This window comes from Ramlibacter sp. (assembly GCF_041916345.1).
Classification (GTDB): Bacteria; Pseudomonadota; Gammaproteobacteria; order Burkholderiales; family Burkholderiaceae_C; genus Ramlibacter.
In genome coordinates this window covers 16,864-31,069 of record NZ_JAYRZR010000047.1, presented here as the reverse complement: position 1 = coordinate 31,069, position 14,206 = coordinate 16,864, and the positions used below count along the sequence as shown (strand labels likewise).

Sequence of the window (14,206 nt, the reverse complement as noted above, 5' to 3'; positions counted from 1 at the left end):
GCCCCGCCCCCCGGCGCGCCCCCCCCCCCCCCCCCCCCGCGGGTGGCGACACGGGCGCCCCCGCCCTGCCCTCCCCCGCGGGGGGAGGGGAAGCAGCCGCAGCCGCCTCCAGCATCAGCACCACAGAGCCCTCGCTCACCTTGTCGCCCACCTTGACGCGCAGTTCCTTCACCACGCCGGCGTGGCTGGACGGGATCTCCATCGAGGCCTTGTCGCTCTCCACGGTCACGAGCGACTGCTCCACCTTCACCGTGTCGCCGGGCTTCACCAGCACCTCGATCACGGCCACTTCCTTGAAATCGCCGATGTCGGGCACCTTCACTTCGATCAGGCTGCTCATGGTGTGTCTTTCCTGGGGGTTGCCGGGGCCGCGGCGGCCTTCAGCGTGAAGAGGTCGATGGGTCCCGCGGTGTTGCGGTCGAATTCGCAGCCGGCGGCCAGGCCGGCCTCGGCGATCTCGCGCGCGGTCTTGGCGCGGTCGTACAGGGCCTGCATGGCGCCCAGGGCAAAGCTGCGCCCGGAGCCGATGCCCCAGAACTGCTGGAACTCGAACACCTCGCGGTAGCTGTACAGCCCGAAGATGCCGCCCGCATTGGCGATCAGCACGCTGAACTGGCTGGACTCGTAGGGGTCGTTGTCCTCTTCCTTCGTCTGCAGGAAGAAGTGCTCCTTCAGCTTCGGATGCAGCATCGTGAAGGTGTCGAACACGGCGTCCTTCGTGTGCAGCTTGAGCGCCTCGCGCGGCATCGCGGAGAGCGCCCGTCGCAGCACCGGAAAGTGCGCCACCGTGCCGGACATGCCGACGTAGCTGGGCCCTTCGTCGGTGTCGACGCGGAAGATCTTGGCATTGCGCTCGAAGCGGTTCGCCAGCCGCGTGTCGCCGAAGGTCACCAGCGTGTCCGCGGCAATCGCCACCTGGCCCGCCTTGCGGACCACCACCACCGTGGTCATCGCGGGCTCAGAGCAGCACGCGGCGGAAATCCGCCAGGATCTGGCCCAGGTACGCGTTGAAGCGCGCGGCCGACGCCCCGTCGATCACGCGGTGGTCCCACGACAGCGACAGCGGCAGCATCAGGCGCGGCTGGAAGGCCTTGCCGTCCCACACCGGCTCGGTCTGGCTCTTGCAGACGCCCAGGATCGCCACCTCGGGCGCGTTGATGATGGGCGTGAAGTAGCGCCCGCCGATGCCGCCCAGCGACGAGATGGTGAAGGTGGCGCCCGACATGTCGGCCGGGCCCAGCTTGCCGTCACGCGCCTTCTTGGCGAGTTCGCCCATCTCCTGGCTGATCGCCAGCACGCCCTTCTTGTCGGCGTCCTTGATCACCGGCACCACCAGGCCATTGGGCGTGTCCGCCGCGAAGCCGATGTGGTAGTAGCTCTTCAGCACCAGCTCCTCGCCGTCGAGTGAGCTGTTGAACTCCGGGAACTTCTTCAGCGCGGCGACCGAGGCCTTGATCAGGAAGGCCAGCATGGTGACCTTGATGCCGGACTTCTCGTTCTCCTTGTTGGTGGCCACGCGGAAGGCCTCCAGCTCGGTGATGTCGGCGTCGTCATGGTTGGTGACGTGCGGGATCATCACCCAGTTGCGGTGCAGGTTGGCGCCGCTGATCTTCTTGATGCGCGAGAGCGGCTTGCGCTCCACCGGGCCGAACTTCGCGAAGTCCACCTTGGGCCAGGGCAGCAGGCCCAGCGCCTCGCCGCCCCCGCCCGACGCGGCGGGCGCCTTGGCGGCCGCCGCCTTCGTCTGCGTGGCACCGGTCATCACCGCCTTGGTGAAGGCCTGCACGTCCTCCTGGGTGATGCGGCCCTTGGGGCCCGTGCCCTTGACCTCCTCCAGCGGCACGCCCAGCTCGCGCGCGAACTTGCGCACGGAGGGCGAGGCATGCGGGAGGTTGCCCACCGGCGCGGCGGGCTCGTGCGGCGGCAGGGCCGCCGTTGGCGCCACGCGCTCAGCGCCCTGGCTCCCTCCCCCTCCGGGGGAGGGTTGGGGTGGGGGCGCACTGGCCGAAGCGCCAGCTGCTGGCGCAGGCGTCGCAATGGCCGCCCCGCCAGCGCCTTCCAGCACCGCGATGAGGTCTCCAATGTTGACCTTGTCGCCCACCTTGACCTTGAGTTCCTTCAGCGTGCCGGCCGCGGACGACGGAATCTCCATCGAGGCCTTGTCGGACTCCACCGTGATCAGGGATTGCTCCACCTGGATCGCGTCACCCGGCTTCACCAGCAGCTCGATCACCGCCACATCCTTGAAGTCGCCGATGTCGGGCACGACGATGGACAGACTCCCTCCCCCGCCGGGGGAGGGTTGGGGTGGGGGCGCCGCGGAGACCGCCGCCGCAGGCGCGGGCGCGGGCGCAGGCGCCCCCACCCTGCCCTCCCCCGCAGGGGGAGGGGAAACAGCAGCGCCCGCTGCTTCGATCAGCAGCACCACCGTGCCCTCGCTCACCTTGTCGCCGAGCTGGACCTTCAGCTCCTTCACCACGCCGGCGTGCGACGAGGGGATCTCCATCGAGGCCTTGTCCGACTCCACCGTCAGCAGCGATTGCTCGGCCTTCACCGTGTCGCCCGGCTTCACGAGCACCTCGATCACGGCCACATCCTTGAAGTCGCCGATGTCGGGGACCTTCACTTCCACCAATGCCATGCTTGTTCTCCGTCGCCCTCGCGGGCCTGCGCGTTGTTGTGGTTCGGGTGGCTCAGGCGTAGAGCGGGTTCACCTTGTCGGCCTTGATGCCGTACTGGCTGATGGCCTGCGCCACCTTGGCCGCGGGCACCTTGCCCTCGTCGGCCAGGGCCTTGAGCGCAGCCACGACGATGTAGTGCCGGTTCACCTCGAAGTGCTCGCGCAGCTTGCTGCGGAAGTCGCTGCGGCCGAAGCCATCGGTGCCCAGCACCTTGTACACGCGGCCATGCGGCACAAACGGCCGGATCTGCTCCGCGTAGGCCTTCATGTAGTCGGTGGAGGCAATCACCGGGCCCACGTGGTTCTGCAGCTGGCGCGTGACGAAGGGCACGCGCGCGTCCGCCGTGGGGTGCAGCAGGTTCCAGCGCTCGCAATCCTGGCCGTCGCGCGTCAGCTCGTTGAAGCTCGGGCAGCTCCACACGTCAGCGGCGACGCCCCAGTCCTTCTCCAGCAGTTCCTGCGCGGCCAGCGACTCGCGCAGGATGGTGCCGCTGCCGAGCAGCTGCACGCGGTGCTCGCTCTTGCCGCCCGGCTTGCACATGTACATGCCCTTGACGATCTGCTCCTCCGTGCCGGGCTGCAGGCCGGGCATGGCGTAGTTCTCGTTCAGCAGGGTGATGTAGTAGAAGACGTTCTCCTGCTTCTCCACCATGCGCTTGAGGCCGTCCTGCATGATCACGGCCACCTCATGGGCAAACGTGGGGTCGTAGCTCACGCAGTTGGGCACCGTGCCGGCCAGGATGTGGCTGTGGCCGTCCTCGTGCTGCAGGCCCTCGCCGTTCAGCGTGGTCCGGCCCGAGGTGCCACCCAGCAGGAAGCCGCGCGCCTGCATGTCGCCGGCCGCCCACACCAGATCCCCTACGCGCTGCAGGCCGAACATGGAGTAGTAGATGTAGAACGGCACCATGATGCGGTTGCTGGTGCTGTAGCTGGTGGCCGCGGCGATCCAGCTCGCCATGCCGCCCGCCTCGTTGATGCCCTCCTGCAGGATCTGGCCCGACACGTCTTCCTTGTAGTAGGAGACCTGGTCACGGTCCTGCGGGGTGTACTTCTGCCCCTCGGGGTTGTAGATGCCGATCTGGCGGAACAGGCCTTCCATGCCGAAGGTGCGTGCCTCGTCCACCAGGATGGGCACCACGCGCGGGCCCAGCTCCTTGTCGCGCAGCAGCGCGGTGAGGAAGCGCACGTAGGCCTGGGTCGTGCTGATCTCGCGGCCCTCGGCCGTGGGGTCGGTCACCGACTTGAAGGCATCGAGCGCGGGCACCTTCAGCTGCTCGTCGGCCTTCACGCGGCGCTTGGGCAGGTAGCCGCCCAGCGCCTTGCGGCGCGCGTGCAGGTATTCCATCTCCGGCGTGTGCTCGGCCGGCTTGTAGAACGGGATCTCGGGCAGCTTGTCGTCCGGGATCGGGATGTTGAAGCGGTCGCGGAAGGCCTTGATGTCCTCGTCGGTCAGCTTCTTGGCCTGGTGGGCGATGTTGCGCGCCTCGCCGGCCTTGCCCATGCCGAAGCCCTTGACGGTCTTCACCAGCAGCACGGTGGGCTGGCCCTTGTGGTTCACCGCCTTGTGATAAGCCGCATAGACCTTCTGCGGATCATGGCCGCCGCGGTTCAGGCGCCAGATGTCCTCGTCGCTCATCTTGGCGACCATCTCCAGCGTCTTGGGGTGGCGGCCGAAGAAGTTCTTGCGCACGAAGGCACCGTCGTTCGCCTTCATGGCCTGGTAGTCGCCATCCAGCGTGTCCATCATGATCTTGCGCAGGATGCCGTCCTTGTCGCGCGCGAGCAGCGGATCCCAGTAGCCGCCCCAGATCAGCTTGATCACGTTCCAGCCGGCGCCGCGGAACTCGCCTTCCAGCTCCTGGATGATCTTGCCGTTGCCGCGCACCGGGCCGTCCAGGCGCTGCAGGTTGCAGTTGACGACGAAGATCAGGTTGTCGAGCTTCTCGCGCGCGGCCACGCCGATGGCGCCCAGCGACTCCACCTCGTCCATCTCGCCGTCGCCCAGGAAGGCCCACACCTTGCGGTTCTCGGTGTTGGCGATGCCGCGGGCATGCAGGTACTTCAGGAAGCGCGCCTGGTAGATGGCCATCAGCGGGCCCAGGCCCATGGACACCGTGGGGAACTGCCAGAACTCGGGCATCAGCTTCGGGTGCGGGTAGCTGGAGAGGCCCTTGCCATCCACTTCCTGGCGGAAGTTCAGCAGCTGCTCCTCGGTGATGCGGCCTTCCAGGTAGGCGCGGGCATAGATGCCGGGGGCGCTGTGGCCCTGGATGTACAGGCAGTCGCCGCCGTGGTTCTCGCTCTCGGCGTGCCAGAAGTGGTTGAAGCCGGCGCCGAACATGTTGGCCAGCGAGGCGAACGAGCTGATGTGGCCGCCCAGGTCGCCGCCGTCGGCCGGGTGCAGGCGGTTGGCCTTCACCACCATCGCCATCGCGTTCCAGCGCATGTAGGCGCGCAGGCGCTCCTCGATCTCCAGGTTGCCGGGACAGCGCTCCTCGTCCTGCGGCTCGATGGTGTTCACGTAGCCGGTGGTGGCCGAGAAGGGCATGTCGATGCCCTCCTGCCGGGCCTGTTCGAGCAGCTGTTCCAGCAGGAAGTGCGCGCGTTCGCGGCCCCCACTGGCAACAACGGCCGACAGGGCGTCGATCCATTCGCGGGTTTCCTGGGCATCGGCGTCGTTCGCGGCGGAGCCGAAGAGATGGTCGGGCTGGGCGGACATGCTGTCTCCTTCTCGTTTCGGGTGAATCTATAACGGGTTGCCCCCGATGGGGGCGGAGTGTGTCATATCTACGGGGACTTTTCAAATAGTGCGCAGCTGTTTCGTAATGTGGATTCTACGGATGCGACGCCTGGGACACCTTCACTCACCCCGCCTGCGCCCGGCCCAGCCGCGCCCTACACTTGCAACCCAGATGCAAGACCTGCCCGCCGCGGACGTCGCGGCCGACCCTGCCCCCACCGCCTGGTGGCGCCACTGGTGGCGGCGCCAGACGCCGACCCGCCAGGACCGCTTCGCCATGCTGGCCCCGCTGGCGGCGGTGCTGCTGTTCCTGGCCGCCATCGTCTCGGCCTTCTGGTACCTGCGCCTGGAAGAGATGGAGCGCGAGCAGGAGGCGGTGAAGCGGGACGTGGAATACGCACAGCAGCGCATGCGCCTGCGCCTGCTGGAGCGACAGGAGCAGCTCATGCGCATCGCGCGTGACATCTCCAACCGCGAGGTGGATCCGCCGGAGTTCATCGTCCGCGCCGAGTCGATGACGGCGCAGTACCCCGAGCTGCTGATCCTCACCTGGATCGACGAGCGCAGGCGGGTCAAGGCCACCTACGCCGCGCCCAGCCTGGGCAATACCCCCGCCCGCGTGACCGGCGAGATCCTGCGCCCCGGCGAGACCGAGAGCATGTACAGCCTCGCACGGGACCTGCAGCAGCCGGTGTATTCACAGCCCTCCGCCGGCTCCGAGGGCACGGGCCTGCTGCAGCTGCACGTTCCCCTGGCCGAGCAGGGACGCTTCGGTGGCGTGATCCTGGGCGAGTACTCCATCGACGGCCTCATGCGCTACGCCGTGCCGTCCGAGATCGCGGCCAAGTACGCGGTGGCGCTGCTCGATGGCAAGGGCCGGCTGCTCGCCGGCACCTCCGTGCCGCCCCGCACGCCGGCCACGCGCCTGCTGCCCTGGACGGCCCAGACCAACGAGTTCGAGGTTCCGGTGTCCCCGGTCGGCAACGGCCTGGTGCTGCGCGCGCAGGCCTGGCGCACCTCGCTCGGTGTCATCGGCAGCGGCCTGTTCTGGCTGGTGGGTGCCCTGTCGGCCATGACGGCCTGGATGCTGATCGCCAACTGGCGCCACACCCGCCGGCGCAACCAGGCCCAGCAGGCCCTGGTGGCCGAGACCAGCTTCCGCCGCGCGATGGAGAACTCCATGCTCACCGGCATGCGCGCGCTGGACATGCATGGCCGCATCACCTACGTGAACGCGGCCTTCTGCCAGATGACGGGCTGGTCCGAGGCCGAGCTCGTGGGCCGCACGCCGCCCTTCCCGTACTGGCCCGAGGAAGACCGCGAAATGCTGACCGCGCGGCTGGATGACGAGCTGCACGGCCGCACCATCGCCGGCGGCTTCCAGGTGCGGGTGAAGCGCAAGGACGGCTCGCTGTTCGACGCCCGTCTCTACGTGTCCCCGCTGGTCGACGCCAAGGGTCACCAGACCGGCTGGATGACGTCGATGACGGACATCACCGAGCCCACGCGCATCCGCGAGCAGCTGCAGGCCTCGCACGAGCGCTTCACCACCGTGCTGGAGGCGCTCGACGCCTCGGTGTCGGTCGCGCCCCTGGGCAGCGAGGAACTGCTGTTCGCCAACAAGCTGTACCGCCTGTGGTTCGGCGGCCAGGCCGGCGGCCACCTGCAGATGGTGGCCCAGGCCGGCGTGGCCGAGCAGCCGCGCCCGAGTGACGAATCACTGGACGACGTGGACTCCTTCGTCGGCCTGCCCACCGACAACCTGACCACCGTCCATTCCGAGAACGCCGAGATCTTCGTGCCAGAGCTGGGCAAGTGGCTGGAGGTGCGCTCGCGCTACCTGAACTGGGTGGACGGCCGGCTGGCGCAGATGGTGATTGCCACCGACATCACCGCCCGCCGGCACGCCGAGGAGCAGGCCGCGGCGCAGGCCGAGCGCGCGCAGTCGGCCAGCCGCCTCATCACCATGGGCGAGATGGCCTCCAGCGTCGCCCACGAGCTGAACCAGCCGCTGACGGCCATCACCAACTACTGCAACGGCCTCGTCTCGCGCATCCGCAGCCAGCAGATCTCCGAGGAGGACATGCTGGCCGCGCTGGAGAAGACCTCGCGCCAGGCGCAGCGGGCCGGCCAGATCATCCAGCGCATTCGCACCTTCGTGAAGCGCAGTGAACCCAACCGCTCCCTGTCCGACGTGAACGTGATGGTGAGCGAGGCCCTGGAACTGGCCGAGATCGAGCTGCGGCGACGCAATGTGCGGCTGTCGCACTACGTCGCCGCGCGCCTGCCGAAGCTGATGGTCGACCCCATCCTGATCGAGCAGGTGCTGGTGAACCTGCTGCGCAACGCGGCCGAAGCGATCGAGCATGCGCAGCGCCCGCCCGGCCGCCGCAGCGTGGAACTGCGCGTCGTGCCCAAGCAGGTCGACGTGCAGGCGGTGGTCGAATTCTCGGTGCTCGATTCGGGCCAGGGCCTGGCGCCCGAGGTGCAGGAGCGGCTGTACGAGGCCTTCTTCTCCACCAAGGTCGAGGGCATGGGCATCGGCCTCAACCTCTGCCGCACCATCGTGGAGTCGCACCAGGGCCGGATGCACGCGGAGAACATCTACAATGGCGCCGAAATCGCCGGCTGCCGCTTCTCCTTCTGGATCCCTGTGTCCGGCGCTACAAATCCGATAGTGGGCAAGGACGCCGGGGTGACAACAGCATGAGCCTGATTCCCAAGAAGGGCACGGTCTACGTCGTGGATGACGACGAAGCGGTGCGCGATTCGCTGCAGTGGCTGCTGGAAGGCAAGGACTACCGGGTCCGCTGCTTCGACTCCGCCGAATCCTTCCTGGCCCGCTACGACCCGCGGGAAGTGGCCTGCCTCATCGTCGACATCCGCATGGGCGGCATGACCGGCCTGGAACTGCAGGATCGCCTGGTCGAACGCAAGTCCCCCCTGCCCGTCGTCTTCATCACCGGCCATGGCGATGTGCCGATGGCGGTGAACACCATGAAGAAGGGCGCGATGGACTTCATCCAGAAGCCCTTCAAGGAAGACGAGCTGGTAAGCCTGGTCGAGCGCATGCTCGAACGCGCCAAGGACACCTTCGCCGAATTCCAGAGCCAGGCCAGCCGCGACGCGCTGCTGTCCAAGCTCACCTCGCGTGAGGCGCAGGTGCTCGAGCGCATCGTCGCCGGCCGGCTGAACAAGCAGATCGCCGACGACCTGGGGATCAGCATCAAGACGGTGGAGGCGCACCGCGCCAACATCATGGAAAAGCTCAACGCCAACACGGTGGCCGACCTGCTGAAGATCGCCCTGGGGCAGACGCCCGCCAAGGCGTAGCGCAGGGCCTCGCATGACCGCACAGCTCATCGACGGCAACGCCCTTGCCCGCCAGATCCGCGCCGAAGTGCAGGGCCGCACCCAGGCCCTGAAGGCCCGTGACGTTCAGCCCGCGCTCGCGATCATCCTCGTCGGCGAGGACCCCGCCAGCCAGGTCTACACGAAGCACAAGGTCAACGACAGCACCGAGACCGGCCTGAAGGCCACGCTGGAGACCTACTCCGCCACGATGGCCGAGGCCGACCTGCTGGCCCGCATCCGGCAGCTCAACGCCAACCCCGCCGTGCACGGCATCCTGGTGCAGCTGCCGCTGCCGAAGCACCTGGACAGCCACAAGGTGATCGAGACCATCTCGCCCGCGAAGGACGTCGATGGCTTCCACGTCGCCTCCGCCGGTGCGCTGATGGTTGGCCAGCCGGGCTTCTGGCCCTGCACCCCGTACGGCTGCCTGAAGATGCTCGATTCCATCGGCTACGACCTGAAGGGCAAGCATGCGGTGGTCATCGGCCGCAGCAACATCGTGGGCAAGCCCATGGCGCTGATGCTGCTGGGGCGTGACGCCACCGTCACCGTGTGCCACAGCCGCACGACGGATCTCAAGGCGCTCACGCTGCAGGCCGACGTGGTGGTCGCCGCGGTGGGCAAGCGCAACGTGCTGACGGCCGACATGGTGAAGCCCGGCGCGGTGGTCATCGACGTCGGCATGAACCGCGACGAGGCCGGCAAGCTGTGCGGCGATGTCGACTTTGCCGGCGTGCGCGAGGTGGCCGGCTGGATCACGCCCGTCCCCGGCGGCGTGGGCCCGATGACCCGCGCCATGCTGCTCGTGAACACCATCGAGGCCGCCGAGCGCGCCGCCGGCTGAACACGCCTTCAAGGCCCTGGTGCCATTGAAGGCGGGCCGCCTGCCGCAAAATGCGCGGCATGAGCAATCCCCTCCTCGACTTCTCCGACCTGCCCCGCTTCGACGCCATCCGCCCTGAGCACGTGGGGCCGGCCGTCGACGACCTCCTGGCCCAGGCCGACCAGGCCCTGACCCAGGTGACCGACCCGGGCTTCCCGGCGGACTGGACGGCCATGTCCCGCGTGCTCGATGTCGCGACCGAGCGCCTGGGCCGTGCCTGGGGCGCGGTGAGCCACCTCAAGTCGGTGGCGGACACGCCCGAGCTGCGCGCCGCGTACAACGCCGCCCTGCCGCGCGTGACGGATTTCTGGACGCGCCTGGGCGCCGACGAACGGCTGTACGCGAAGTACAAGGCGATGGACCCGGCTGCCCTGAACGCCGAGCAGCGCCAGGCGCGCACCAACGCCATGCGCAACTTCGTGCTCTCGGGCGCCGAGCTGCAGGGCGCCGCCAAGGAGCGCTTTGCCCGCATCCAGGAGCGGCTGGCCGAGCTGAGCCAGAAGTTCAGCGAGAACGCGCTGGACGCCACCGACGCCTACGCCTGGTACGCCAGCGACGAGGAGCTGGCGGGCGTGCCGGCCGACGTGGTGCATGCCGCCCGCGCCGCCGCGGAGGCAGAGGGCAAGGCCGGCCACAAGCTCACGCTCAAGATGCCCAGCTACCTGCCGGTCATGCAGTACGGCAGCCACCGGCCGCTGCGCGAGCGCCTCTACCGCGCCTACGTCACGCGGGCCAGCGACCAGGGCGACCCCAAGCTGGACAACACGCCGCTCATGCGCGAGATCCTGGCGCTGCGCCAGGAGGAGGCGCGGCTGCTCGGCTTCCAGCAGTACGCCGAGGCCTCGCTCGTGCCCAAGATGGCGCGTTCCCCGCAGGAGGTGCTGCAGTTCCTGCGTGATCTCGCGGGCCGCGCGCGGCCCTACGCGGAGCGGGACCTCGCGGACATGCGGGCCTTTGCCGCCAGCGAGCTGGGCATCACCGACCCGCAGGCCTGGGACTGGCCCTACATCGGCGAGAAGCTGAAGGAAGCCCGCTACGCCTTCAGTGAGCAGGAGGTCAAGCCCTACTTCACCGCGCCCAAGGTGCTGGACGGCCTGTTCAAGATCATCGAGACGCTGTTCGAGGTGGCGATCCGCCCCGACCAGGCGCCGACCTGGCACCCGGGCGTGAGCTTCCACCGCATCGAGCGCGACGGCCGCCTGGTGGGTCAGTTCTACCTGGATCCGGGCGCGCGCAACGGCAAGCGCGGCGGCGCCTGGATGGACGATGTCCGCGCGCGCTGGCTGCGCCCGGATGACGGCCGGCTGCAGACGCCGGTGGCGCATCTCGTGTGCAACTTCGCCGAGGGCGTGGATGGCAAGCCGCCGCTGCTGACGCACGACGACGTCATCACGCTCTTCCACGAGGCCGGGCACGGCCTGCACCACATGCTGACCCAGGTGAACGAGCGCGACGTCTCGGGCATCAGCGGCGTGGAGTGGGACGCGGTGGAACTGCCCAGCCAGTTCATGGAGAACTTCTGCTGGGAATGGGGCGTGCTCAAGCACATGACCGCGCACGTGGACACCGGCGAGCCGCTGCCGCGCGCGCTGTTCGACAAGATGCTGGCCGCGAAGAATTTCCAGAGCGGCCTGGCCACCCTGCGCCAGATCGAGTTCGCGCTGTTCGACATGCGCCTGCACACCGACCACGACCCGGCGGGCGACATCCAGGCCCTGCTGCAGCAGGTGCGCGACGAGGTCGCCGTGGTGCACCCGCCCGCCTTCAACCGCATGGCACACACCTTCAGCCATATCTTTGCCGGTGGTTACGCGGCGGGCTACTACAGCTACAAGTGGGCCGAGGTGCTGTCCGCCGACGCGTACGCGGCCTTCGAGGAAACCGCGGGTAAAGACGGCTTGCCCAGCGTGGAAACCGGCCGAAAATACCGCGAGGCCATTCTCGAGGCCGGTGGCAGCCGCCCTGCGATGGAATCGTTCAAGGCGTTTCGTGGCCGCGAGCCCACACTCGACGCGCTGCTGCGGCACCAGGGCATGGCTTGATGCTCCAAAATACGTCACCCGAACGGAGGTGTTGCCGATGACCCGACTTGCCCGTCTTGCCCTGCCCGCCCTGGCCCTTGTCGCTGCCCTTGGCAGCCCGGGCGTCAGTGCGCAGCAGGTCTACCGCATCGTCGGGCCCGACGGCCGCGTCACCTTCTCCGACCGCCCGCCGCCGGATGGCAAGGCCACCCCGGCCGGTGGGGCCGCCACCGCGGGCGGTGGGGCAGCCGGCGGTGCAGCGCTGCCCTTCGAGCTGCGCAACGTCGCCAACCGCTACCCGGTCACGCTCTACACCGGCAACGACTGCCCGCCCTGCAACAGCGGCCGCGCGTACCTGCAGGGCCGTGGCATCCCGTTCACCGAGCGGACGGTCACGACGCCGGAAGATGCCACCGCGCTGCGCACGCTCGCCGGCGCGCCCAGCCTGCCCTTCCTCACCATCGGGGGCCAGCAGATCCGCGGCTTCTCGGAAATGGAATGGGGCTCCTACCTCGACGCAGCCGGCTACCCCAAGACGTCGCAGCTGCCGGCGGCCTACCGCAACCCGGCCCCGAGCCCGCTGGTCGCCACGCAACCTGCCCCGCGCGCACCCGCCACCGAGGCGCCAGCCAACGGCACGCCGGCCGCGGCTGCCGCCCCGGCCGAGCCGCCGCCGGCCAACCCCGCCGGCATCCGCTTCTGAGCGGGCCAGCCGGGCGCAGCGCCCGGCCTCTGGCGACGACTCAGTCGTAGCGGATCGTCTCCACGCCTTGCGCCGTGCCGAGCAGGCACACGCTGGCGCGTTGATGCGCGAACACGCCCACCGTCACCACGCCAGGCCACTGGTTCACCTCGGACTCGAACGCCAGCGCATCGCGGATTGCGAGGCCGCGGACATCGAGGATGTGCTGGCCGTTGTCGGTGACCAGCGGCTGGCCGTCCTTCAGGCGCAGCGTGGCGCTGCCGCCCAGCGCCTGGAACTGCCGCTGGATGCGCCGCATGGCCATCGGAATCACTTCCACCGGCAGCGGAAAGCCGCCCAGCACCTCGACCCGCTTGGAGGCGTCGGCGATGCAGACGAAGCGGCGTGACTGCGCGGCCACGATCTTCTCGCGCGTGAGCGCCGCGCCACCCCCCTTGATCATGCAGCCGCGGCCATCGATCTCGTCGGCCCCATCGATGTAGACCGCGATTTCGTCCACCTCGTTGGCATCGAACACACGGATGCCCAGCGCCTGCAGCCGCTCGGTGGAAGCGACGGAGCTGGAGACGGCCCCGGGCACGCAGTCCTTGATGGCCGCCAGCGCGGCAATGAACTGGTTCACCGTGGAGCCGGTGCCCACGCCCACGATCTCGCCCGGCACCACGTACTGGATGGCCGCCTGGCCGACCAGCGCTTTGAGTTCATCCTGCGTCACGCGACAATCCCCGGTTGCTGTACAGAAGCCGGAATTATCGGATGTCGCTCCTGCCCTACGCCCTGGCCCGCCCCTTCCTCTTCGGCCTGGACCCCGAGACCGCCCACGAGGCCACCCTCCACGCACTGGCCCGCCTGCAGGGCACGCCGGCGGAATGGGCCTGGTGCAACCGCTTCGTGGCCGACCCGGTGGAGCTCGCCGGCGTGCGCTTTCCCAATCGCGTGGGCCTGGCCGCTGGCCTGGACAAGAACGCCGCCTGCATCGACGGCCTGGGCGCCATGGGCTTCGGCTTCGTCGAGGTGGGCACCGTCACGCCCAAGGCGCAGCCCGGCAACCCCAAGCCGCGCATGTTCCGCCTGCCGCAGGCCGACGCGCTGATCAACCGCATGGGCTTCAACAACGACGGCCTGGAGGCCTTCATCGCCAACGTGAAGCGCTCGCGCTTTCGCGCCAAGGGACGTGTGCTGGGCCTGAACATCGGCAAGAACGCCGCCACGCCCATCGAGAAGGCCGCCTGCGACTACCTGGTGGGGCTCGACGGTGTCTATCCGCACGCGGACTACGTCACCGTCAACATCTCGAGCCCGAACACCAAGAACCTGCGCGCGCTGCAGTCCGACGAGGCGCTGGATGCCCTGCTGGGCGCGCTGGCGCGCCAGCGCGCGAGCCTGGCGGACCAGCACGGTCGGCGGGTGCCCCTGTTCGTGAAGATCGCGCCCGATCTCGACGACGCGCAGGTGGAACTGATCGCCGACGCCCTGCGGCGCCACGGCATGGACGGCGTGGTCGCCACCAACACCACCATCGCGCGCGAGAAGGTGCAGGGCCTGCCGCACGCCGAGGAGGCGGGTGGCCTGAGCGGCGCGCCCGTGCGCGAGGCCAGCAACCAGGTGATCGCACGGCTGCGTGCCGCGCTCGGGCCCGGCTATCCGATCATCGGCGTGGGCGGCATCCTCAGCGCCCGCGACGCCCTGGACAAGCTCGCGGCCGGCGCAGACCTGGTGCAGATCTACACCGGCCTCATCTACCGCGGCCCGGCGCTCGTCAACGAAGTGGCGCGCGCCCTCGCCGCGCAGTCGAAGCAGCGGCCCGCCGGCCGCTGACCACGCC

At 68.9% G+C, this 14,206-nt stretch carries 11 protein-coding genes; 6 read left to right on the top strand and 5 right to left on the bottom strand.

Translation table 11 applies throughout. The annotated features are described in order from the left end of the window. The 4 genes from ACE3T5_RS13235 to aceE form a co-directional block, all read right to left on the bottom strand. The coding region (locus ACE3T5_RS13235; protein ID WP_374668381.1) for a biotin/lipoyl-containing protein at window positions 1-340 on the bottom strand (340 nt) is incomplete at its 3' end. Beyond that, window positions 337-951, bottom strand: a complete 615-nt coding sequence (locus tag ACE3T5_RS13230; protein WP_374668379.1) for an MFS transporter — start codon at window positions 949-951, stop codon at window positions 337-339. The genes ACE3T5_RS13230 and ACE3T5_RS13235, both read right to left, overlap by 4 nt. A 7-nt stretch (window positions 952-958) precedes the next feature. Beyond that, window positions 959-2,641 (bottom strand): dihydrolipoyllysine-residue acetyltransferase, encoded by a 1,683-nt coding sequence (aceF, locus tag ACE3T5_RS13225; RefSeq protein ID WP_374668377.1) that lies wholly within the window; start codon window positions 2,639-2,641, stop codon window positions 959-961. A gap of 52 nt (window positions 2,642-2,693) precedes the next feature. Continuing rightward, window positions 2,694-5,399 carry a pyruvate dehydrogenase (acetyl-transferring), homodimeric type gene (gene aceE, locus ACE3T5_RS13220; RefSeq protein ID WP_374668375.1) on the bottom strand — a complete coding sequence of 902 codons (2,706 nt, stop codon included), beginning with the start codon at window positions 5,397-5,399 and terminating at the stop codon, window positions 2,694-2,696. A gap of 193 nt (window positions 5,400-5,592) precedes the next feature. Between aceE and ACE3T5_RS13215 the strand changes: the two genes are divergently transcribed. From ACE3T5_RS13215 to ACE3T5_RS13195, 5 genes are read left to right on the top strand one after another with little or no spacing between them, the layout of a single operon-like run. Further along, window positions 5,593-8,130 (top strand): PAS domain S-box protein, encoded by a 2,538-nt coding sequence (locus ACE3T5_RS13215; RefSeq protein WP_374668373.1) that lies wholly within the window; start codon window positions 5,593-5,595, stop codon window positions 8,128-8,130. Beyond that, the gene (locus tag ACE3T5_RS13210; protein WP_374668371.1) at window positions 8,127-8,753 is read left to right on the top strand and encodes a response regulator transcription factor; all 627 of its coding nucleotides are present in this window, start codon (window positions 8,127-8,129) and stop codon (window positions 8,751-8,753) included. The genes ACE3T5_RS13215 and ACE3T5_RS13210 overlap by 4 nt, the downstream gene beginning before the upstream one ends. 13 nt (window positions 8,754-8,766) lie before the next feature. Next, window positions 8,767-9,618: a bifunctional methylenetetrahydrofolate dehydrogenase/methenyltetrahydrofolate cyclohydrolase gene (locus tag ACE3T5_RS13205; protein ID WP_374668369.1), complete on the top strand. Its 852-nt coding sequence runs from the start codon at window positions 8,767-8,769 to the stop codon at window positions 9,616-9,618. A gap of 59 nt (window positions 9,619-9,677) precedes the next feature. Continuing rightward, window positions 9,678-11,699 (top strand): M3 family metallopeptidase, encoded by a 2,022-nt coding sequence (locus tag ACE3T5_RS13200; RefSeq protein WP_374668367.1) that lies wholly within the window; start codon window positions 9,678-9,680, stop codon window positions 11,697-11,699. Window positions 11,700-11,736: 37 nt separating this feature from the next. Beyond that, window positions 11,737-12,381, top strand: a complete 645-nt coding sequence (locus tag ACE3T5_RS13195; RefSeq protein WP_374668365.1) for a glutaredoxin domain-containing protein — start codon at window positions 11,737-11,739, stop codon at window positions 12,379-12,381. A 40-nt stretch (window positions 12,382-12,421) separates the two neighbouring features. On the opposite strand, the gene rpiA is transcribed toward ACE3T5_RS13195, so the two are convergent. Beyond that, on the bottom strand, window positions 12,422-13,096 hold the full coding sequence (gene rpiA / locus ACE3T5_RS13190) for a ribose-5-phosphate isomerase RpiA (protein ID WP_374668363.1): 675 nt from the start codon (window positions 13,094-13,096) through the stop codon (window positions 12,422-12,424). A gap of 41 nt (window positions 13,097-13,137) precedes the next feature. Between rpiA and ACE3T5_RS13185 the strand changes: the two genes are divergently transcribed. Beyond that, on the top strand, window positions 13,138-14,199 hold the full coding sequence (locus ACE3T5_RS13185; protein ID WP_374668361.1) for a quinone-dependent dihydroorotate dehydrogenase: 1,062 nt from the start codon (window positions 13,138-13,140) through the stop codon (window positions 14,197-14,199). Window positions 14,200-14,206 lie beyond the last annotated feature (7 nt).